At 40.5% G+C, this 22,921-nt stretch carries 25 protein-coding genes; all 25 read right to left on the bottom strand.

The features are described 5' to 3' along the window. Position 1: 1 nt before the first annotated feature. Positions 2-463, bottom strand: a complete 462-nt coding sequence (locus tag ASL11_RS33250) for a chemotaxis protein CheW (RefSeq protein ID WP_056624986.1) — start codon at positions 461-463, stop codon at positions 2-4. Positions 464-490: 27 nt separating this feature from the next. Continuing rightward, complete coding sequence (locus tag ASL11_RS33245) at positions 491-2,563, bottom strand: chemotaxis protein CheA (RefSeq protein ID WP_056624979.1); 2,073 nt, start codon at positions 2,561-2,563, stop codon at positions 491-493. 54 nt (positions 2,564-2,617) lie between these two features. Beyond that, a complete protein-coding gene (locus ASL11_RS33240) occupies positions 2,618-3,733 on the bottom strand; it encodes a protein-glutamate methylesterase/protein-glutamine glutaminase (RefSeq protein WP_082596047.1) in 1,116 nt (371 codons plus the stop codon). A gap of 47 nt (positions 3,734-3,780) precedes the next feature. Further along, complete coding sequence (locus ASL11_RS33235) at positions 3,781-4,650, bottom strand: MinD/ParA family protein (protein ID WP_056624977.1); 870 nt, start codon at positions 4,648-4,650, stop codon at positions 3,781-3,783. Beyond that, the gene (flhF, locus tag ASL11_RS33230; protein WP_056624974.1) at positions 4,647-5,951 is read right to left on the bottom strand and encodes a flagellar biosynthesis protein FlhF; all 1,305 of its coding nucleotides are present in this window, start codon (positions 5,949-5,951) and stop codon (positions 4,647-4,649) included. Before flhF ends, ASL11_RS33235 begins: the two co-directional genes overlap by 4 nt. Then, complete coding sequence (gene flhA / locus ASL11_RS33225; protein WP_056624971.1) at positions 5,948-7,981, bottom strand: flagellar biosynthesis protein FlhA; 2,034 nt, start codon at positions 7,979-7,981, stop codon at positions 5,948-5,950. The genes flhF and flhA overlap by 4 nt, the downstream gene beginning before the upstream one ends. A gap of 21 nt (positions 7,982-8,002) precedes the next feature. Next, positions 8,003-9,097 (bottom strand): flagellar biosynthesis protein FlhB, encoded by a 1,095-nt coding sequence (flhB, locus tag ASL11_RS33220; RefSeq protein WP_056624970.1) that lies wholly within the window; start codon positions 9,095-9,097, stop codon positions 8,003-8,005. Between the two features lie 10 nt (positions 9,098-9,107). Further along, complete coding sequence (gene fliR, locus ASL11_RS33215; RefSeq protein WP_056624967.1) at positions 9,108-9,908, bottom strand: flagellar biosynthetic protein FliR; 801 nt, start codon at positions 9,906-9,908, stop codon at positions 9,108-9,110. 12 nt (positions 9,909-9,920) lie between these two features. Next, positions 9,921-10,190: a flagellar biosynthesis protein FliQ gene (gene fliQ, locus ASL11_RS33210; RefSeq protein WP_028558285.1), complete on the bottom strand. Its 270-nt coding sequence runs from the start codon at positions 10,188-10,190 to the stop codon at positions 9,921-9,923. Between the two features lie 26 nt (positions 10,191-10,216). Continuing rightward, positions 10,217-10,990 (bottom strand): flagellar type III secretion system pore protein FliP, encoded by a 774-nt coding sequence (gene fliP, locus ASL11_RS33205; RefSeq protein WP_056624964.1) that lies wholly within the window; start codon positions 10,988-10,990, stop codon positions 10,217-10,219. Next, complete coding sequence (locus ASL11_RS33200; RefSeq protein ID WP_056624961.1) at positions 10,987-11,619, bottom strand: flagellar biosynthetic protein FliO; 633 nt, start codon at positions 11,617-11,619, stop codon at positions 10,987-10,989. The genes fliP and ASL11_RS33200 overlap by 4 nt, the downstream gene beginning before the upstream one ends. A gap of 48 nt (positions 11,620-11,667) precedes the next feature. Further along, positions 11,668-12,030: a response regulator gene (locus ASL11_RS33195; RefSeq protein ID WP_028558282.1), complete on the bottom strand. Its 363-nt coding sequence runs from the start codon at positions 12,028-12,030 to the stop codon at positions 11,668-11,670. Between the two features lie 24 nt (positions 12,031-12,054). Further along, the gene (gene fliY / locus ASL11_RS33190) at positions 12,055-13,323 is read right to left on the bottom strand and encodes a flagellar motor switch phosphatase FliY (RefSeq protein WP_056625531.1); all 1,269 of its coding nucleotides are present in this window, start codon (positions 13,321-13,323) and stop codon (positions 12,055-12,057) included. Further along, positions 13,316-14,314, bottom strand: coding sequence for a flagellar motor switch protein FliM (gene fliM / locus ASL11_RS33185; protein WP_056624958.1), 999 nt, complete (start codon positions 14,312-14,314; stop codon positions 13,316-13,318). The genes fliY and fliM overlap by 8 nt, the downstream gene beginning before the upstream one ends. Positions 14,315-14,349: 35 nt before the next feature. Then, positions 14,350-14,835 (bottom strand): flagellar basal body-associated FliL family protein, encoded by a 486-nt coding sequence (locus ASL11_RS33180; RefSeq protein WP_056624955.1) that lies wholly within the window; start codon positions 14,833-14,835, stop codon positions 14,350-14,352. Beyond that, the gene (locus tag ASL11_RS33175; protein WP_056624951.1) at positions 14,836-15,057 is read right to left on the bottom strand and encodes a flagellar FlbD family protein; all 222 of its coding nucleotides are present in this window, start codon (positions 15,055-15,057) and stop codon (positions 14,836-14,838) included. It abuts the gene before it with no gap. 64 nt (positions 15,058-15,121) lie between these two features. After that, positions 15,122-15,943, bottom strand: a complete 822-nt coding sequence (gene flgG, locus ASL11_RS33170) for a flagellar basal body rod protein FlgG (RefSeq protein ID WP_056624947.1) — start codon at positions 15,941-15,943, stop codon at positions 15,122-15,124. Positions 15,944-16,038: 95 nt separating this feature from the next. Continuing rightward, positions 16,039-16,431 carry a TIGR02530 family flagellar biosynthesis protein gene (locus ASL11_RS33165; protein ID WP_056624944.1) on the bottom strand — a complete coding sequence of 131 codons (393 nt, stop codon included), beginning with the start codon at positions 16,429-16,431 and terminating at the stop codon, positions 16,039-16,041. Further along, the gene (locus tag ASL11_RS33160) at positions 16,428-16,871 is read right to left on the bottom strand and encodes a flagellar hook capping FlgD N-terminal domain-containing protein (RefSeq protein ID WP_056624941.1); all 444 of its coding nucleotides are present in this window, start codon (positions 16,869-16,871) and stop codon (positions 16,428-16,430) included. The genes ASL11_RS33165 and ASL11_RS33160 overlap by 4 nt, the downstream gene beginning before the upstream one ends. A 33-nt stretch (positions 16,872-16,904) precedes the next feature. Further along, positions 16,905-18,332, bottom strand: a complete 1,428-nt coding sequence (locus ASL11_RS33155; protein WP_056624937.1) for a flagellar hook-length control protein FliK — start codon at positions 18,330-18,332, stop codon at positions 16,905-16,907. A 33-nt stretch (positions 18,333-18,365) separates the two neighbouring features. Then, complete coding sequence (locus tag ASL11_RS33150) at positions 18,366-19,283, bottom strand: MotE family protein (RefSeq protein WP_056624935.1); 918 nt, start codon at positions 19,281-19,283, stop codon at positions 18,366-18,368. A gap of 23 nt (positions 19,284-19,306) precedes the next feature. Continuing rightward, positions 19,307-19,750 carry a flagellar export protein FliJ gene (fliJ, locus tag ASL11_RS33145; protein WP_056624932.1) on the bottom strand — a complete coding sequence of 148 codons (444 nt, stop codon included), beginning with the start codon at positions 19,748-19,750 and terminating at the stop codon, positions 19,307-19,309. Between the two features lie 9 nt (positions 19,751-19,759). Then, positions 19,760-21,088: a flagellar protein export ATPase FliI gene (gene fliI / locus ASL11_RS33140; protein ID WP_056624929.1), complete on the bottom strand. Its 1,329-nt coding sequence runs from the start codon at positions 21,086-21,088 to the stop codon at positions 19,760-19,762. Next, entirely contained in the window at positions 21,088-21,921 is an 834-nt protein-coding gene (locus ASL11_RS33135; RefSeq protein WP_235550651.1) for a FliH/SctL family protein, read from the bottom strand. Before ASL11_RS33135 ends, fliI begins: the two co-directional genes overlap by 1 nt. Then, positions 21,905-22,921, bottom strand: coding sequence for a flagellar motor switch protein FliG (gene fliG / locus ASL11_RS33130; RefSeq protein WP_056624923.1), 1,017 nt, complete (start codon positions 22,919-22,921; stop codon positions 21,905-21,907). The genes ASL11_RS33135 and fliG overlap by 17 nt, the downstream gene beginning before the upstream one ends.

Raw genomic sequence — 22,921 nt, 5'->3', positions numbered from 1 at the left:
GCTATTCCTCGAATCTTTCTAGCTGTTGAATTTCACTGCGATTTAAAACTTGCTCTAGGTTTAGAAGAACTAATAATCGACTCTCGCCTACACGAGCGATTCCATCCAAATATTTCGCTTTAATGCCACCAACTACTTCTGGCGGTGTATTAATATTATCTGTATCGACATCAATGACATCATTAGCCGAATCAACAATCAAACCGACTTCAAATTCAGCCGCAGAAACGATAATAATACGAGTTGCATCCGTACTAGCAACCTCTTCAAGCCCGAATCTAGCGCGTAGATCAATAATTGGAATTACGACACCACGCAAATTAATAACACCTTTAATAAACTCAGGTGCTTTAGGTACGCGTGTCATTGGTTGCATTCTTTCGATCGTTCTAACCTTTTCTACTTCTACACCATACTCTTCCGATCCAAGTGCGAAGACAATTACTTTCTTTTCTTCTCCCATTGTCAAATCCTCCTTAAGGAATATGGTTTATTTAATCAATGCATTAGGATCAATGATCAAAGCAACTTGTCCATCCCCAAGGATGGTTGCTCCTGAAATTGCGAAAATCCCAGTTAAATATTTACCTAGTGTTTTTAACACGATTTCTTGTTGACCAATAAATTCGTCCACCATAAGTGCTACTTGCTTATCGCCCTTGCGAACAACAACGATTTCTGTTTCTTCTTCCAAATCCTCGTTAAAATCAGGAACTTGAAATAAAGTGCTCAGGGACAATAATGGGATAACCGTTTTGCGATAATCGATCATTTTAGTACCTTGGATGTTCCGGATTTGCGATTTCTGAATGGCTGACGTTTCCACAATTGAGGATAAAGGAATCGCATATTTCTCACTACCCAAACGTACTAACATCGCCGAGATAATGGAAAGTGTCAGTGGCAGCTGGACGGAAAATTTACTTCCAAAGCCTGGTTTAGAATCAACTTGAACATGTCCGCCAAGCATCTGAATTTTTGTCTTCACGACATCTAAGCCCACACCACGACCAGATATATCTGAAATTTTCTCCGCCGTACTAAACCCTGATGCGAAGAGCAAGTTATACACTTCATGATCTGTTAATTTAGCTGCTTGTTCTGCTGTAACGAGACCATTTTTCAAAGCAGTTTTCAAAACTTTATCTCGGTAAATCCCTTTACCATCTTCTTCGATTTCAATAAATACGTGATTCCCGCTGTGAAATGCACGAAGTTGAATCGTACCTTGCTCATGTTTACCAACGGCTACACGCTCACTAATCGATTCAATACCGTGATCAACTGCATTTCGCAATAAATGGACTAACGGGTCCCCAATTTCATCAATAACAGTTCGATCTAATTCAGTATCAGCACCAGTAATCACTAGATCTACTTTTTTGTCTAAGGATTTGGCAAGATCTCTGATCATACGAGGGAATCTATTGAATACCGAATCTACAGGAACCATGCGAAGCTTCAGAACGATATTTTGCAAATCACTGCTGACACGGGACATATGTTCTACTGTCTCAGTCAAATCATTCCGTTTCACTTCACTTGCCAATTGTTCGAGACGAACACGATCAATCAACAGCTCACTGAATAAATTCATCAGTGTGTCTAAACGCTCAATATCTACACGAATCGTACGGCTTGCAACTGGAGCTCCGCCTGCGGCTGGTTTAGCAGCACCTGCATTCACAGCTGGTTCTGAAGCTTTGGGTGCAGCTACTTCAATTGTAGGTACTGCAGTTACACCTGCAGCAGCGATTTCTTTACGAGCTGTTTCAATCTCTGCAATCGGTCGGGATAATTCTGCAAGAGATTCTGTATCAACGGTTATAATAACAGCAGAAGCAATTTCAGAAACATTTAGAATTTCTTTCTCAAGCGTTGCTTGATCAACTTTGGAGATAAAGTACAATGAGAACGAGCGATCAAACTTCTCTTGCTCAATTTCTTGAACGGAAGGCGTCGACTTAATAATTTCGCCCATTCTCTCCATAGCATCGAATACCATGTAAGCACGTGCAGCTTTTAACACACAGTTTTCATTGACACTAACTTCGATATAGAAAACTAGAAAGCCTGAATCGATCGATTGTTGAAGAATTGAGTATTGAAACTCATCCACTTCAATGCCTTTGGCTGGTTCTTTTACTGCAACTGTTGTTGTAATAGCTGGGCCTTTTTTGTAGTCGCCTGTCACGATGGATCTTAGAGAGGTAACGATTGGACTTACATCGGCTTTACCTGTCCCACCTTGAATGATATCTTCAACCATAGATTCCAAGGAATCCAAACTTTTAAAAATACAATCAAATATGTAAGGGTCCATATCAAGTTTACTATTACGGACAAGGTCAAGCACATTCTCCATGTCATGGGTAAGTGCTGCGATGTCCTCAAACCCCATCGTTGCAGACATCCCTTTTAACGTATGAGCTGAACGAAAAATGTTATGTACAATACTTATATCTTTCGGATTACTTTCTAAATTAAGAAGATTTTCGTTCAATGATTGCAAATGCTCTTTTGATTCATCGATAAACATCGATAGATATTGACTAAGTTCCACTACCACACACCTCCAATAGAATCATCCAGTACCCCATGTTTGCTTCAATTCATTTCATTCTTGTACACACCTAGTTAAACGAACCGCAATTTCCTGCTGAGGTAATACATGCATTGCAGCTTGATTTTCTACAGCAGCTCTTGGCATCCCATATACGACACAAGTTTCTTCCGCTTCAGCAATAGTTGTGGTTGCCCCCGATTGTTTCAAGGAAAGCATCCCTTTGGCTCCATCACTTCCCATTCCTGTCATCAAAACGACATGTCGTTTTAACTCATTCATGTTTAGTAAGGATTCAAACATCACATCTACTGAGGGTCGATGACCTGAAACAGGTTCATCTTTGGTTAATCGAATTTTGTACGTTCGGTTAGGATCTTTGTGAATAACCATATGCCATCCACCCGGGGCCACATAAGCAGTCGCCGTTTGAAGGACTTCTCCATCAGCAGCTTCAACAACCCTAATTTGAGAAATATCATTCAATCGTTGAGCTAATGATTTGGTGAAGTTAGGCGGCATATGTTGAACAATTAAAATTGGTGCTGGAAATCCTGCAGGAATATTGGAGATAACTTGATGTAATGCTCTCGGACCACCGGTTGAAGTCCCTATGGCTACTACATGACTAAAATGTGTTGTAGTTGGAATAGTCTGAGCAACTGAATCCGATTGTTTCAAATTGTCTTTCATCATCTTGGATCTCAAAGACAAGGGATTAACCTTTACTACAAGTGATTGTACGCTTGCTGGTTGGTTGACACACATTTTCGAACGTACTGCCATGAGTAGTTTCTCATGCAGCAACAGCTTAACTTTATACAAATCCAGAGAGATGGAACCCGATGGCTTTCGAATAAAGTCTACTGCCCCCAACTCCAATGCTCGAATCGTCTCAAAAGCGCCCTCTTGCGTTAAGGAGCTCAGCATGATAACGGGAGTTGGCTGCTCTTCCATAATGTGTTTAAGCGCATCCAATCCATTCATAACAGGCATTTCGATATCCATTGTAACAGCATCCGGTCGAAGCAGCTTAACTTGTTCAATTGCTTCTTGACCATTCTTAGCAGTACCAATGACTTTAAATTGCGGATTCTCTGAAATTAAATCACTTACTATTTTTCGCATAAAGACGGAGTCATCTACGACAAGAATGTTATATATTGCCAAGCTGCTTCCCCCCTCTATCTGCTTATTCGACACGTTTTTCAAAATTCCTATTTCAAAAGTTTCAACATTTTATTTAAAAAGCTCTTGACACCGGTTGAAGGTGTTTCAATTACGCGATATCCCTTAATATAATTGTCGGTAAGTGTTTTGATGCTCTTAGTTGCCGTTGAATATGGAAATGCGATTGAGAAAGGAATTTGCCTTTTCACTGCTTTAGAAACAACCGGATCGTCATCAACAAACCCTAAGGTTGGAATATGAATATTCAGAAATTGTTTAGCTACTAAAGAAATTTTGTCAGCTGTCTGTTTGCCTTCTCTAGCATCTGTAACACGATTAATAACTAGTTTAAATGAAACGTCGTGGCCCATTGAATTCACCATTTTAATGATGGCATAGGCATCTGTAATGGATGTTGGCTCAGGAGTCGTAACCACGATGGCTTCTTCGGCCGCAAGAATGAATTTTAACGTTTCTTTGGATAAGCCTGCACCTGTATCGAAAATAATAAAATCTACATAGCCGTTCAGTTGCATAACTTGTTCCGCAAAATAATCTAATTCATCTTCCGTTAATCGCAATAGGTCATTAAAACCGGATCCACCCGCAATGAACTCCAAATCATTCGATCCTTTTTGGATGATTTCCCAAATCGTCTTATCCTTCTTTAAAAGGTGATATAGACTATAAGTTGAAGATACGCCCATTAATACATCAATGTTCGCGAGTCCTATATCTGCATCGAATACAAGCACCTTGTAACCCAAAGACTGCAGTGATAAAGCAAAGTTTAGCGTAAAATTGGATTTACCTACACCACCTTTTCCACTGGTTACGGTAATAATCCTGGTTGTTCTTGTGCCTTTATCACCTTGTGTTTGAACCAGATTCCGCAACCCTTCTGCTTGATCCTTCATGTTCTAGGCTCCTCCAATAACAAATCAATGATTTGCCACTCGTTCATTTCCGCAATATCATCGGGTACACTTTGCCCAGTTGTCACATACGAAAGCTTGAGAGAAAACTCATGAACAACATTCAAAATGGCGCCATAGGAATCCGTTTCATCCATTTTGGTAAAGAGTACTTTGTCCAATTTGAATTTACTAAAATTATTCGTAATCGCACGTAGATCTCGATATTTGGTCGTTAAGCTTAATACGAGTATCGTTTCACTGTTCCCTTGTGTCTTCAGTAATGAATTCAATTCTGAAACATACATTTCGTTACGAAAATTACGTCCAGCCGTATCCATGAAAATAATGTCACATTCTGCTAGATTTTGAAATGCCTTCGTCAAATCCTGCGGTGAAAATACAACTTCAAGTGGCACATTTAAAATGGTTGCATATGTTTTCAGCTGCTCAATCGCAGCAATCCGATAAGTGTCTGAAGTAATGAACCCAACTTTACGATGGTATTTCAATACTTGCTCCGCGGCCAACTTCGCTATCGTTGTCGTTTTACCAACGCCAGTAGGGCCAACGAAATGAACAACACGTGTTTGTGTAGATATATGCTTACTATGATCCGTTTGTAGAATCTCTCCTAATTTCGAACGAACAAGTTGATGAGCTGTTTCTTCAGTAACAGGTTCATCTGCAAGTTGAAAATCTGCCATAACCTCATCCATGATGTGTCGCACAAGCGTTGGATTCACTTCATGGTCATAGAGTCTTTGCTCAAGTTTTTGCAACGGCTCAGGTAGTTTATCCCCATCGGTCACTTGTGTAAGCTTCTTCATCATTTCTTTCATTTGTTTGAGTTCATCCATTACTTGATCATCTTTAACCGACGCCCTCGCTGCTGAATGAACAGAAGAAGGTGAATAGGCTTGATGCCCCGCAGGATTCATAACTCTCTCTGGTTGAGCAACGGTACTTACCGCTACTGGCTCACTCTTCATTGCCGCAGGTGCTAATACATCAGGTACATCCGGAAAATCTGATTGAAAACTAGTTTTAATGGGAGCTACCTGACTATTCACCTTTGGTTGAGGTGGAATCTGAGTTGCTACTCGTTGGGGAGCAGGCGCAGGTTTCGCATTAGCAGCATCAATTGCAGCAATGACTTCTATTTTCTTCTTCCCAAACATACCAAGAAAACCACCAGTCCGAATCTCTTTCGTATTCAGAATAACCGCATCCTTGCCAAGATCCGCACGAATTTTTTGCAAAGCATCTGGCATGGAATCAACAACATATCTTTTTACTCTCATAAATTGACTACCCCCATGCTTTGGATTTCAACGCTAGGCTCTAATTCGCTATAAGAAAGTACCGGTATATCTTGCAGTGTTCGTTCTAAAAGCTGTCTTACATACATCCGGATCGTTGGTGAAGTTAAAATAACAGGTTGCTGTCCTGATTGGATTAATTTCGTAACTTGCTCCGTTACACGATGATAAATAATTTGTGATGATGAGGGATCTAACGCCAAATAGCTGCCTTGATCTGATTGTTGCACAGAATCTGCGATTTTCTTCTCCACCGAAGGGCCTACCGTAATTACTTTGAGTGAATCTCCATGAGAAGTAAACTGCTGTGTGATTTGTCGTGATAGTGACTGCCTCACATATTCAGTTAAAATCTCAGGATCTTTCGTGTACGTACCATAATCCGCAAGTGTTTCTAAGATTGTAACCAAGTCACGAACAGATATTTTCTCGCGTAATAGTTTGGATAGAACTTTCTGAATATCTCCAACAGCAAGTACGGAAGGGATTAAATCATCAACAAGCGCAGGATATGATTCTCTTACATTTTCGATAAGCGCCTTCGTTTCCTGACGACCCAGTAGCTCATGAATATGTTTCTTAATAATTTCAGTTAGATGCGTCGCTACAACAGAAGGCGGATCTACAACTGTATAACCGGATAGCTCTGCTCGCTCTTTGTTTACTTCATCTATCCAAATTGCTGGTAAACCGAATGCCGGTTCCGTTGTTTCAATACCTGATATTGAATCATCATCAAAACCTGGACTCATAGCCAAATAGTGATTTAAAAGTAGTTCGCCGCGTGCAACCGTATTGCCTTTAATTTTGATGATATACTCATTGGGTCTTAATTGGATATTATCGCGAATTCGAATGACAGGAACCACGACTCCTAGCTCCAATGCACATTGACGACGTATGAGAATAATTCGATCTAATAAATCACCGCCCTGCTGCGTATCTGCAAGAGGGATTAGTCCATATCCAAACTCAAACTCGATCGGATCAACTTGTAGTAACGAAATAACACTTTCTGGACTTCGTACTTCCTCAATCTGCTGCTCTTCAACCAATTGTTCTTCTTTAATTGCTTCACGTTCCAAATTCTTTTGCATTTTAAATGCGGCATACACCAATAAGCCAGCTATCGGATATGTTGTAAACCAATGGATCGGAGTAAAAGTACCTAATACAACTAATGTACCGGCAACGATATACAACAATTTAGGTTGAGCCGTTAATTGTTTTGTTATATCATGACCTAAATTACCCTCAGATGATGCGCGAGTAACAATGATACCTGCTGCAGTTGAAATTAATAATGCAGGGATTTGGCTGACTAGTCCGTCACCAATTGTTAAGATCGAGAAAGTTTGCAGTGCCTCTTGAAAATCCATCCCCTTCATGGTCATCCCAATGATAAATCCACCAATTAGATTGATAACAAGGATAATAATCCCGGCAATTGCATCACCTTTGACAAATTTACTTGCACCATCCATAGCTCCATAGAAATCTGCCTCACGCTCAATCTTTTGTCGTCTTTCTCTTGCTTGAACCTCATTGATTAGACCAGCATTCAAATCGGCATCAATACTCATTTGCTTGCCGGGCATTGCGTCTAAGGTAAACCTTGCCGCTACCTCGGCAACGCGCTCAGAACCTTTGGTAATAACAATGAATTGCACTAAGACAAGGATGAGAAACACAACGAATCCCACGACGATATTGCCCTGCGCAACAAATGAACCAAAAGTTCTGACCACGTCGCCTGCTTCAGCATGCGCCAAAATATTACGAGTTGTTGACACGTTTAATGCCAATCGAAAGAGTGTCGTAATCAATAACAAAGAAGGGAAAATCGAGAACTGTAGTGCTTCTTGTGTATTCATAGCAACCAAGATAATCATTAGTGCTATGGAAATATTAATAATAAGTAAAAAGTCCAGCAAAGGGATAGGAACAGGTACAATCATCATCAACACGATGCCAATAATACCGACTAAAACTAATAAATCCTTGATTTTCATCAGATTGCACCTCCCTCTACGTTAATTCGTCTTACCCTTCATCTTATATACATACGCTAGTACTTCTGCCACAGCTTGGAATAGATCTGCTGGAATGGCATCACCAATTTCCACCTGTGCAAAAATCGCTCGAGCAAGCGGCTTATTTTCCATCGTCATGACGCCATTCTGTTTGGCGACTTCCTTAATTTTTAATGCAACATAATCTGCCCCTTTTGCAATTACTGTAGGAGCCTGCATATTTTTAGCATCATATTTCAGGGCAACTGCGAAGTGAGTTGGGTTGGTAATGATAACATCGGCCTTAGGAACTTCCTGCATCATGCGTTGCATGGCCATTTGACGTTGTTTGGCACGGATCTTCCCTTTAATGAGAGGATCGCCCTCACTTTTCTTATACTCATCCTTAATATCCTGTTTAGACATTTTGAGACTTTTCTCATGTTCGTATTTCTGATAAATAAAATCAAAAATAGCTAGTACAATCAGAATAGCCCCGATTTTTATTCCCAAACTTAGCGTAACCGAAGCAATAAATGAAAATGTACTCTCCAAAGGTGTGTGACCTAGCCCCAACAACCTCGCTTTTTGCCCCATCAACGTGGTGTAAACCGCATAACCGATGATCAACATTTTCAAAGTCGATTTTAGAAAGTCAACCACTGTTCGCATCGAAAAAATCCGTTTAAAACCACTGATTGGATTAATCTTGTCAAACTTCATCATCAAGGGCTCACCGATAAACATAAACCCAATTTGCGCGTAGTTCGCTATAAAAGCGATCAGAACTACCAGTAGAAAGATTGGAGCTACAATGACCAAGCCTTGTATCGTTAAATCCGTGAATAACACTTGTACGTTTCCTACGGTTAAATCCATACCTAATTGATTCTCATATACATCTCGAAAGATATGAATAATCCTACCTTTCATAAAAGAACCAAACATTAGAAAAGCCACGAATGAAAACAGTAAAATGGAAGCCGCGGGCAAGTCCATACTTTTAGCAACTTGACCCTTTTTTCTGGCATCCTGTCTTTTCTTGGCAGTAGCAGGCTCCGTTTTTTCCCCAGCAAACCATTGTAAATCAAGCTGTAAACGAAGTTGTTGGGACACGGTTCTCCTCCTACTTAGGTGTTGTCTGCGGCGAACCGCCCATTATATGTAGTATTTGCTCCATATAGTCAAACATTGTTCCAAACAATTGCTGAAATTGTGAAATTAACTCTGGGAATACAATAACAAGCAGGAAAAACCCAAGAATCATTTTAAGAGGCGCCCCGATTACAAAAATATTGAATTGCGGTGCAACCCTTGTCAGAAGACCTAAACCTAAATCTGTTAGAAATAATGCTGCTACTATGGGAGCAGCGAGTTGGAATGACAGGTAAAACATCTTGGAGAGCGATTTAAATAAAAAGTCAGAGATTTGTCCGTCGTATATGCGGCTAAATAATGCGTTATCAATTGGCACCCATTTGTAACTGTCAATGATCGCTCTGATCAAGTAATGATGACCGTCAAAAGATAGGAACAACAGAACAGCAATCATATATTTCAAATTACCTAGCATTGGTGTTGAAGCACCTGATAAAGGATCGATAACGCTTGCCATACTGAATCCAATTTGCATATCCATAAATGAACCCGCCGTTTGGACAACGGTGAAAAACAGATACGCGAGAAAACCTAAAATGATACCTATAAGCATCTCACGAATAATCAATAGTACGTATACACCATCAATCGGCATGGACTTCTCCATCCCCAATGTCGCAAAAATAATCAAGGATATAAATACAGAGAGTCCTACTTTGAACATCATTGGTATATTTCTGGAAGAAAGAATTGGTACCACGACAAAAAATGATGTAATTCGACAAAAAATAAGCAGAAAAATAGGGATAGCTTGAATAATTGTTGGCATTTCACTCACAACCTAACCAACGAATTTGTAAAGATTGTTGAGTAGATTAAATGTAAAATCAACTAATGTATTCATAATCCATGATCCAAAAATAAGGATGGAAAGCAATACAGCAACAATTTTCGGAACAAAGGCAAGTGTTTGCTCTTGAATCTGTGTCGTTGCTTGAAAAATACTAATAGCCAAACCAACGATTAATCCAATAAGCAGCATTGGCGCACTAGCCTTAAGAACGGTATATACAGCCTCGCCAGCAATTCGTATTACAAATTCCGAACCCATCTAGATTACCTCCGATATCTTGGTATTTAACCGTAGCTTAAGAGTAACGATCTCACCACAAGATACCAACCATCTACAAGAATAAAAAGAAGGATTTTGAATGGAAGTGAAATCATCACGGGCGGGAGCATCATCATCCCCATCGCCATTAATGTACTGGATACAACCATATCTATAACCAAAAATGGAATAAATATCATGAATCCCATTTGGAATGCAGATTTTAATTCACTGATGGCATAGGCAGGTACTAGTGAAGTGAGAGGTATGTCTTCTACACCAGTCGGCGCTTTAGCTTTGGAATAATCGAGAAACAGCTTCAAATCTTTCTGACGCGTATGCTTAAACATAAATTTCTTCATGGGTAATGATGCCGTCTGAAAAGCCTGCGTTTGATTGATTTCACCTTTTAAGTACGGTTGAAGTGCTGTTTGATTAACTTCCCCTAAAGTTGGAGACATAATAAAAAAGGTTAAAAACAGAGCGAGTCCGATTAAAACCTGATTAGGTGGCATTTGTTGAGTTCCTAATGACGTTCGAACAAAACCCAATACAATAACAATGCGTGTGAAACTCGTCATTAAAATAAGAATTGAAGGAGCTAGACTTAATACCGTTAGCAACAAAAGGAGTGTAACCGTATTCGAAGAGCCCCCCGTTGCCGTGCTCGTACCGATATTAACGTTTAATCCGGGAATCGGATTCGTAAGATCAGTTTCGGCAGCAGAAGCAGTTAATGACAGTAGGAACATGGATATCACAGTGAACAGTAATAGGGCAATTAATTTATTTCTTTTCATTCTTCATTCAACCGATCTGTTTGTTTTTGATCAGACAACCATTCTTCTACATGCTTATTCCGATCTGTTACACGCTTTAATTTATCTTGAAATACTTGTTGAAACGAAGAAGTAATCTCTACTTCCTCTTCTATATCGTTCTTCTTTCGTGGTATCTTGTTGATCCACTTGCTTATTGTACTAAAGCCCATTCGATCATCCTGTGAGGATTGTAAGAGCTCTGAGATATAAGCCACTTCATCGGCGTCCATGATTTTATCCAATAATTGAATATTCTCACCGACGCCAACAACGAAGAGGGAATGCCCGATTTCCACAATTTGTATGGATTTGTTTTGGCCTAGGGGAACTCCACCTAAAGAACGAATCGAGTTCCCAAACATTGTACCTTTATTTTTCTTTGCCACATATCTCATCAGTACATAAAAAAGAATAATAATAAATGCAAGAACTAAAATCACCTTAACAACCATTAAAAGTGAGTCCCCTGAGCCCAATGAACCTGGATAGTCAGTTATTGGATCAACTTTATTCGGTTCAGTTTCAGCATGTACGACTTTACTTGTGTAGAGCATGGCCATAAAACTGAGAATCGTTAAGTATGCTTTTTTCGATTGAAGTCTTTTCATAAGAACAACCCTTTCGGTTTATGTAAGACTCAACCGAATCCGGACGGTTTAACCTAGAGTCTTTTTGATAGCTTCGATTACACGGTCAGCTTGGAATGGTTTAACAATGAAATCTTTCGCGCCGGCTTGAATGGCATCAATAACCATGGCTTGTTGACCCATCGCAGAACACATAATTACTTTCGCGTTTGGTTCAATTTTCTTGATTTCTTTCAAAGCTTGAATACCATCCATTTCAGGCATTGTGATATCCATTGTAATTAGATCTGGTTTCAATTCTTTATATTTTTCGATAGCTTGTGCACCATCATTCGCTTCGCCACATACTTCATACCCATTTTTAGATAAAATATCACGAATCATCATTCTCATAAAAGCTGCATCATCCACAATTAGAATACGGTTAGCCATTGAAAATATCCCCCTAAAATTAAATTATTGTAATTTTTGAATTCGTTCCCATTGATTAACAATGTCAGTTACACGAACCCCAAAATTCTCATCGATAACTACAACTTCACCTTTGGCAATCAACTTATTATTCACCAAAATGTCTACCGGTTCACCAGCAAGCTTGTCTAATTCAATGATAGACCCTTGAGACAGTTCTAAGATGTCTTTAATCACCTTATTCGTTCTGCCCAACTCTACGGTTACCTTAAGTGGTATATCGAGAAGTAAATTCAGGTTTGTATCATCCGCTTGCGTGTAAGAGCCTGATTGCAAATTACCAAACTGGACAGGCTGAACATTCACATTACGATTAGGCATACCACCAAACGCAGCTGGAGGCTGTTGTTGATACATTGGCTGCTGCGGTGGATACATCGGTTGTTGTGGTGGATACATCGGCTGACCCATAGGAGGCTGCTGATACATCGGCTGCTCATACATCGGTTGTTGGTAAACAGGTTGCTCATACACAGGTGCTGGTTGCGATTTAGGAGCTTCTTGTACAGGTGGAGCTACTACTGGTGGTGCTTGCGCCGCTGGTGCAGCTTCCATTGCTGATTCAGTATCACCACCACCCATTAAGATCGATACCATTTCTTTGGCAAAAGGAACAGGCAATAACTGCATAATATTGGAATCAATAAGATCGCCAATGGCAAGTCGGAACGATATCTTTATAAATACGTCCTCGTCAGGCAGTTTTCCTTCTCCTTTCGACAAATTTAATATGTCGATTCCAGGTGGAGAGATATTGACAAATCGATTAAAGATCGTAGACATGGATGTAGCCGATGAACCCATCATCTGATTCATGGCTTCTTGCACTGCGCTGATATGAATTTCACTTAGGTTTTCATCACCGCCTGTGCCGTCTCCACCCATCATAAGATCGGCGATAACTTGTGCATCTTTGGTTTGAATAACAAGTAAGTTAATTCCATCGAAACCATCAACATAGTTCACATGTACGGCTACATGAGGTCTTGGAAACTGTTCTTCCAATTCTTCTTTACCGATAACAGACACCTTAGGTGTCGTAATATCTACTTTTTTGCCCAGTAACGTCGATAACGCTGTCGCCGCGCTGCCGAACGTAATGTTACCAATTTCCCCAAGCGCATCTTGCTCGAGCGGGGATAAAAAATCTTCTACTTGCGGAGGCCCATGAAATGAAGAGACAGAACTTTCTTCAGATGATTGTCTCAATAAAGCGTCGATCTCTTCCTGCGACAAATAATCTCTGTTATTCATCATATTCTTCTTCTCCTTCATTCACGATTTCTGTAATTTGTACAGCCATCTTCCCTTTTACGGTACCAGGGCTTCCGAGATATTTCAGCTTCTCGCCCACTTTGACTTGAAGCGAATCTTCGACGGATTTATGCAGAGGGATTACATCGCCTATTGTTAAGCCTAAGAAATCTTGGATAGAAATTTCAGACGATCCCAATTCTGCAATGAGAGGTAGCTTGGTTTTCTCCAAGCGTGATTGAAGTGCTTCCACTTCTTCAGGTGCTCTCGTTTTCTTCTGGGAAACAAACCAGTGATGTACAGAAAGCCGAGGCATAATAGGTTCAATAACAACATGAGGAATACATAAGTTGATCATACCTGTTGTGTCCCCGATTTTGGTGCTCAGCGATATTAATGCAATCGTTTCATTAGGAGAAACAATTTGCATAAACTGCGGATTCGTTTCTAGTGCCTCTAAACGAGGTTGAATATCAATAACGGTCTTCCATGCTTCTTGCAAGCTATCAAATGCTCGACTGAAAATGCGCTCCATAACGATTGTTTCAATCTCGGTTAATGCATTAATTTTGGTTGGCGTCGTACCTGCTCCGCCTAGTAATCGATCCAACATAGCAAAGGCAACATTGGGATGTACCTCAAGTACCATTCGACCCTCTAAAGGCTCTGCTTCAAAGATGTTCAAAATGGTCATTTTCGGGATCGAACGAATAAATTCATCATAGGGCAATTGTTCAACCTGAACTACACTGATTTGCACGAAAGTACGCAGTTGCGCTGAAAAATATGTCGTTAAAAAACGCGCGAAATTTTCATGAATCCGAGTTAAGCTACGAATATGGTCTTTAGAGAAACGTACTGCTCTCTTAAAATCATAAGCCCTTACCTTCTTCTGAGTATCCTCCTTCTTAAGTTCATCGGCATCCATTTCCCCAGAGGACAACGCAGCCAGCAAGGCATCGATCTCATTTTGCGATAAAACATCAACCATTCGAGTCACCTCCTTTAAGCAAAATCATTTATGAGTTACTGCAGCACTTTATCAGTTATCCAAATTTGTTTAATTTTACCTTCATGCAATAATGGGTTTAGTTTGTTCATTATTGTAGAAGTTAAACTATCTGAACCTTTGCTTCCTTCAATTTGCTCTTTCGTCATATCGCCAAGAATCTGGACAATCGTTCCCTTAACGGCAGAGTCGAGCAAACTATCGAATTCAGCTTTAGCCTTTGAATTTTCCATTTCAAACGCAAAGCTTATTTTAATGAAATTCTGACTGCCAGATAAGTTCGTTAAAATATCCTTAATGATTGAAGTATTCGCCTTAACGGTCTCCGCTGAAGGTGCTTTCGTTGGTTTCACACTCGCAACAGCATCCTGAGCCTTCACAGCAGGATCTGTGGACTCATTATTCTTCTCCATAAAGTTCCACAACACGAACGCAGCTGTAAGAATTAGTGTGATAGCAATAAGGATGGAAACAATGAGAATAAATATTTTGTTCTTAAACACTTATGAACCCTCCGTATCCCTGGACTGTATTGTCGCTCGGACGGAACCAATTTCTTGCATGTAGGTCCGCACTAAGCTTACCACAACCTCTGCCTTTTCGAGAACTGTGATTTTCTTGCCTGTCGTCAACGTAATCATCGTATCCGGAGTTTCTTCGATAAGCTCAATAAGAATTGCATTCAAGATAAGCGGCCTGCCATTTAAACGAGTGAGAGAAATCATCGTTCTCCTCCTGAATCAGGGTAAGGGGAGCTTAGCTCCCCCCTTCTATTCATTCAATTACTCACTATTGCTTAAGATTTACAACCTCTTGCAGGATTTGATCTGAAGTTGTAATAATTCTGGAGTTCGCTTGGAAACCACGCTGAGCAATAATCATTTCTGTAAATTCACCAGTTAAGTCTACATTAGACATTTCTAGTTGCCCAGAGACGAGTGTCCCCGTTCCCGTTTCTGGATCACCAGGAGAACCAACTACAATCTCAGGCTCTGGATTTGCGTTTGCAGTCATTTGATACAGGTTACCACCGATTTTCTCAAGACCAGCTGGATTGATTACTTTCACAACGCCAACTCTTTGCCCTGTATTGATCGTTTCACCATCAGCATTTACGCCAATAATGTCTCCATTTTGAGCAATCGAGAATGATACGATCTCATCTGGAATGACAATGGGACCTGCATTTTCGGCGCCCATAACATGTAGCCCCTCAGAATTCACAAGGTTCCTATTCGGATCCACTGTGAAGTTACCAGCTCTTGTCAAAAAAGGAACATCTACTTGATCGGCAGTTCCAACTGCGAAGAAGCCATCACCATTCACACGTAAATCTGTTACAACATTTGTCGTCATTGCGCTACCAGCTGTATGTACAGTATCTATAGCAGCTATACTAACACCTAAACCAACTTGCTGTGCATTCACGCCACCTCTGTTCTCGTCTGGCGCACTTACGCCTGAAACAGTTTGGCTAAGAATATCTTTAAACATAACACGGCTACCTTTAAATCCGATGGTATTTACGTTAGCGATATTATTTCCAATAACGTCTAACTTCGTTTGAAAACCACGCATACCTGAAACGCCTGAGTACAAAGATCTTAACATGAATAGGCCTCCTAAATCGGATGTAAGTATTAAAAATTGAGTTGCTTCTTTCGATCCACAACCCCAGGCTTCCTAAACGGTCGAGCCCTGTAAACCTATGAAATTATCATGGCGCTATCGATCTGTGTAAACACATGATCATTCATAGCTTGGCCATCTAGAGCAGTCACGACAGTTCGATTGGGTACATTTACGATATAACCATTCCCTGCTAAGATCAGTAGTGCGTCTTTGGCACCTTTGGATGCAGCTTTATCAATCGCCTTGTTCATTTTCTCAATTTGCTCTGGTTTTAGCTGAATGCCGCGTTCTTTTAACCTGACCTCAGCATGATGACTAAACCTTACAAATTGATCTTGAAAAATTTTCTGAAAAGCAGGATTTCCGTTATTCCCAGTAGGTATTACTTGCTGCGATGGTGTTCTTCTCGTTGAAGTGGGAGAAATCGCGCTAGGATAAAGTTGACCTATGGATATTCGCTCTGTCATTCTGTTTCTCCAGCGTTTTCAATTTTCTTTAACTTATCAAGGGAAACTTCCACACCATTCACAGTGGCAAATTGATTCCCATCTTTAAAAGTTATCGAATCTACTACGCCAGACATCTCAGTTGTAACACCTGATGCATCTGTTCCAGTCCAAGAAATTGATTTACCAATTAATCCGGACACGAAGCCTAATGATTGTCTCATCAGTTTCATTTCACTAGCCATATTCGTTAATTGCTCAACAGAAGTAAATTGAGCCATTTGAGCGATAAATTCTTTGTCCTGTAAAGGCTGTGTAGGATCCTGATTCTGAAGTTGTGTAATTAAAATTTTCAGGAAATCATCCTTACCCAAGGTTGTACTATCCTTATCTTTGGTTTTCGTGTTAGTCCCTTTATTAATCAGGTCTGTAACATTGCCAACGATTGGATTTGTAGCCATACGTTCACCTCCAACAATACATTCTACTTCAGTTTAGGCAATGACATCGAAGGAATTACCGTTTGCATGATTGCGAAGCTGTGCAATTTGCTCCATATCTTCTTTAAACTCAATAGCATCTACTTCAATTTCACCCGAGCGATTTTTGGGTTGTCGTTGTGATTGATTAAAGGTTTGCGGTTGACGTTGTTCTTGGAACATGTTTGAAGACATGTTTTGACTTTGCGTAACTTCTAATTTCTCAACTTGTAAGCCCTGTGTAAGTAGCGCTTGACGTAATTGAGGCAACTGGCTTTCTAGCATTTGTTTCCCTGCCAAGGTATCAGCTGCAAACTGAGCAAATAGTTGTCCATCATGCATGGAAATTTTCACATCTACATGTCCTAAATTTTTAGGAAACAAAGATAGTTTAGCCTCAGAGAATCCTTCGGACATCGTAATTTTCATGTTTTTCAATACATGTGTAGTCATCTCTTCTGTGAAATTAGCTGCTGTTAACACCGGTACTGGCGTTTTATCAGCTACAATCGTCACTTGCTGAGATTTCTGTAAATCACCAATCGTAACGATTGAATTTGTTCCCGTAGATGTCTCAAGTGGCAGATCAACGAGTGGTAAAATTGTCGATTCCGATATGTCTTTTGACTGTTCAGCTACAACGAATGGAATATGCTTAATTGCAAATTTCTCTTGTTTTGGCTGAAGCGATTGAAGATTTACGGAAAGACTGTTATCTAGCGATTTGTTTATGTACTTGTTGGAAGCAATTCTACCATTCGATGAAGTGTGTTCCTTAGCTCCAGTGACAGGTAGATTAGACTCAATTGAACTAGAGGATACATCATTGCCAGTTATCTTCTGGGCATTTCCAACTCCTGCTAAAATCTCTGGAAGCAACGGTTGAATAGTACTCGCAAGTTCTGAATTTAAGAAGTTTAGAATCGGATTGTCTGGCTGCTGCTTGGATAAAGCTGACAGTGTTAACAATGTATTCTGCGCTTTCAGACTCATTGAATGTTTCGTTGGCTGTTGCAACATTGCAAGATTTCCAGATGCAAGTGGGTTTGTTGTGTTACTAAGCGCAGCTAACAAATCTTCTGCATCATCAAACCACTTTTTCACCTTAGGATCTTGCAATAATTTATCAGCAAGTTCAGGATTGCTATTCATTGCTTCTATAAGCAATTCTGGCAATGTGCCATCCGACGAAGTCAAATTTGATTCTTGAGCCACTTCAGTTTGAATCGGCATTACCAAACTTTGTAGCATTTGCAACATCATACTCATTGAAAGCTCAGTCTCTGTTGGTTGGCCTTCAACCGTTGGTACATTCTCTTGTGCGGTTTGGTCAGAAAGAAGCGCTGAAAAGCTATCTGTCGTTCCACTTCCTTTAGAACTCGCTTTTCCCGCAGTCGTTGCTCCTGGTTGAGCGACCGGTGCTGAAGTCATTTGTACGTCCATTTTTTTCACCTCCCTTCTTAATTCACCTGCAAGTTAGGGAACAAGCTTTGCTGCAATCGATGCTGCAATTTCCTTATTCGCATCTGAGAGGGCAGACATCACCTTAGAACGTGATGAATTATCCATCCCACTTAAAATGGATAAAACTTTTGCTGGATTTGATTTATTCATCTCTAGCAGAACGTTCGAAGCGCTTTTTGGTGTCATATTGGCAAAAGTTTGTCCAAGATCCGAAGTACTCACCGTGCTAGTTGCTGCCTTGGCATCCTTCGTGTTATTCGTGGCTAGTCTCTCTTGTAAAGCGGCTATCTCTTTGTCACGAACTGGCACGATATCTTTCAAGCCGATGGAAGCAGCTGCTGCTTTTGCAGCATCCATTTTCTCAAGAATCGCTCCTCGATTATCTGCTTTCATCATAGAGAATACCAGTACCATTTCACTTGGGGTCAATGCCTCAATGATAGGTGCAACTTTACTCGGCGTCATTTTGGCGTACATATTGGCAAGCTGTGTGATTTGATTCGTGTATTCTTCTTCCGATTGCGTTTTATCTTTTAACTTTTCCTCAAGTTCGGCAACCTTCGCAACTGCTGCTTTTAGGGATACGTCTTTATTCTCAGTCGTAGAATCCGCTTTTTGCAATGCTGCTGTCAATTCATTAACACGGGCATTCAGCTTCGCTATCTCATCTTCCTTTAGTTTAACACTTTGCTCAGATGATACTGCTTTACCTTCAACTGTCACTGGTGCAGTTTCTTTGGGTGCTGGGACTATTAATCCAACGACAGGCGTGTTGTGCAATGCTTTTTGAATACTACTTTTGATATCATAATCAAAAATTGAAAGCAGCACGAAGAGTAAAACCGCCGTAAACACAAAGGGGATGACAAACCATATCAGAAATCGCTCCAGTGCACTATAAGATGCACCCTCTACGCTTGTATCGGCCATCTCTTCGTCCCTCCTTATCTAGCTTAATACGATAACCGCCTAAAGCGATTTGTAGCCATTTCATCAAGAGCATCCTGCTCTTTTTTAGCGACCATGAATTGGAATTGGTTATGTGCTTTTTCTCTTGCTTTAGTCCATACTTTTTCATCAATCATTTTCACAGACAAATGTTCTTGCTTCTCAGTTACGATATGTTTAGCTTGTTTAACATCCTGATGCTTGCGAGCAATTTGTTTGTCCACATGATTCATATAGCTCTGCATGAGAAGCATGTTCGATATCGACACAGAATGGCTAGTTGCTTGAATCATTTCATTGTGCAAGTTTTCCTTCTGCTCGAACAATCCGTTTAAGCTCGTTTCTTCATTCCTTAACTGCCCCATTGCCTCAGATAAAATCCATTCTGCTTGCGTTCGTTCATTATTCTTCAAATCGACAATTTGCTGGAAAGAATAGCGAAAACTCATCTAGGATCCTCATCCCTTATAAAATTCTTGGATTAAACGTTCTTGAGCTTCTTCGTATGTTAACTTTTCACTTGTTCGTTGTTTCGTGAAATTCCAAATGGCTTCAATGTTATCCATCGCTATATCAATATTTGGATTAGAACCTTTCTGGTACGCCCCGATATTGATTAGATCTTCCGAATCTTTATATATAGAGAGAAGACGCTTAAGTTGATCTGCAGCTTCCATGTGTTCTGACGGTACAATTTCTTTCATAACTCGACTTACACTTGATAAGACATCGATCGCAGGATAGTGGCCCTTGTTTGCAATACTTCGGTTCAGGACGATATGACCATCCAAGATTCCTCGGACCGCATCTGCGATAGGTTCATTCATATCATCACCATCAACAAGCACCGTGTAAAATGCAGTAATGGAACCTTTCGCACCTGTACCTGACCGTTCTAGAAGCCTAGGTAGCATAGCGAATACGGATGGTGTGTATCCCCGAGTAGCTGGAGGTTCACCAACGGCTAGTCCCACCTCACGTTGCGCCATAGCAAATCGTGTTACGGAATCCATCATCATCATGACATTTAAGCCGCGATCTCTAAAATACTCAGCAATACTTGTCGCAATCATAGCGCCTTTAATCCGAATTAATGCGGGTTGGTCGGATGTCGCCACGATAACAACGGATCTCGCCAAACCTTCTGGACCCAGATCACGCTCAATGAAATCCAACACTTCTCTGCCACGCTCTCCAATGAGAGCAATAACATTGACATCGGCAGACGTATTGCGGGCTATCATTCCCATTAAAGTACTTTTCCCAACACCTGAGCCTGCAAAAATACCAACACGTTGACCTTTACCAATTGTCAATAATCCATCTATACAACGGACACCAACAGAAATTGGATTGAGTACACGTGGGCGCGTTAAGGGATTACTCGGTAAATTATTTGTCGAATACTGCGCCATCCTTGAAGGCAGATAGGAGCCATCTAAGGGTTGACCTAAACCGTCTAAAACTTTTCCCAAAAGCTCATGTCCAACCTGAACTGTTAATGGTTTACCTGTGCCAACAACATCACAACCAGGTCCAATGGAATCGAGATCACCAAGCGGCATTAGAATAACTTTGTTGCTTCGAAAACCGACCACTTCCGCTTTTAATGGTTTATTCGATTTATGCGGATAGATATAACATAGATCACCAATGCTGACATCAGGACCTTCAGATTCAACTGTAAGTCCAATAACTTGCGTCACTTTACCGTTTACCCTAATTGGATCAATCGTTTGTAAAACTTCTTTGTATTTATCCACCTTCGGGATCGATGTCTGTGTCATTATGATTCCTCACTTTGTAAGGCCAGTTGCTGGAGCGTTGACTTAATCTCTTTCAACTGAGTATCAATTCTCGCGTCTATGCTTCCGTACGATGAGCGAATTACGCAACCTTGATCTTGTACAGAAGAATCCGGTATAATTTCGAGTTCGGCTTGTGAATCAATCGATGTGATCAATTCTTCTCTAGCATCCTGGATATACGCGAACTGTGAAGGCGCTACACATAAAGTAATAATTCCCTTTTCGCGTCGGCGAGCGAGTATTTTCTGAATGAACTCAATTACCCAATCAGGCTCGAGCGAAAGTTGACGAACAATAATTTTTTCTGCGATGGATGTGCTTAATTCTATTAGAAAAGGTTCTGACTCTTGGATAATTTGTTGCTTCAGCTTATACGATAATTCAAGTATGGATCTCGCTTCAGCTAACATTTCATCGTATTCTTTTCGAAGAGCACTCTCCGCTTGAGCAGCACCTTGACGATAACCTTCATCAAATCCTACTTGCTTCGAAGCATTCGCTAGTTCTACATCTTCAGCTCGCTTACTTTCCCACCAACTCGCAATGTCGGATTCTGTTTCTTGGCGGATTAACGCACATTCTCGCTTTGCCTGTTCAATTTGGTCACTGGCAAAAGCTTCAGCATCATCCAAGATTTGCTTTTTTAATGAGGTTGCATCGTTAATCTCAATTTGCATTTCCGGTGACATGCTATTTTCAACAGCGGGAGTTTCTTGAACAGCCTCTGTTTGAGTGGCAAGCGATTCAAAAATCTTTTTACTTTCCATCGGATAATATGCGAATGATTTAATGACATTAGACAATAATATCATCTCCTCCACCACGTGCGATGATGATTTCACCCGACTCTTCTAAACGACGAATCGTAGCCACGATACGTGTTTGTGCTTCTTCCACATCACGCAATCGAACAGGCCCCATAAATTCCATTTCTTCTTTGAAAGTCTCCGCCATACGCTTGGACATGTTTTTGAATAACACATCACGAACCTCTTCACTCGCAACTTTAAGAGCAAGTTGCAAATCAGCATTTTCAATATCGCGGATAATACGTTGAATTGAACGATTGTCGATATTGACGATATCTTCGAATACGAACATCCGTTTTTTGATTTCTTCAGCAAGTTCTGGATCTTGAATTTCTAATGAGTCGAGAATCGTACGTTCCGTTCCACGATCAACACCATTCAAGATTTGAACGATAGATGCGATACCACCAGCATTTGTGTAATCTTGCGTAACCGTCGAGGACAGCTTCTGTTCTAACACGCGTTCCACCTGTGAAATAACTTCTGGTGATGTACTGTCCATGAGTGCAATCCGTTTAGCAACATCAGCTTGTTTCTCCTGTGGGAGTGAAGACAAAATGATCGATGCTTGTTCAGCTTGCAGATAAGATAATACGAGTGCAATTGTTTGCGAATTCTCATTCTGAATGAAGTTGAGAATTTGCGCTGGGTCTGCTTTCCGAGCAAAGTCAAAAGGTCTTACTTGAAGTGTAGCTGTCAGGCGATTGATGATATCAAGCGCTTTTTGAGAACCTAATGCCTTCTCCAAAATATCCTTGGCATAAGCGATTCCACCTTGAGAGATAAATTCTTGTGCCAAACAAATTTGGTGAAACTCGGAAAGAATTGAATCCTTTTCTAAGGTATCTACTTTACGAACATTCGCTATTTCAAGTGTTAATTGTTCAATTTCTTCTTCACGTAAATGTTTGAAAATTTGTGCTGAAACCTCAGGGCCTAAACTGATCAAAAGAATAGCTGCCTTTTGTCGTCCGGTCAACCCTTGTAAAGCGGCTCTGGCCAT

This window comes from Paenibacillus sp. Soil750 (assembly GCF_001428045.1).
In the GTDB taxonomy this organism is placed as follows: domain Bacteria; phylum Bacillota; class Bacilli; order Paenibacillales; family NBRC-103111; genus Paenibacillus_E; species Paenibacillus_E allorhizoplanae.
This window is presented reverse-complemented; position numbering and strand designations above follow the sequence as displayed.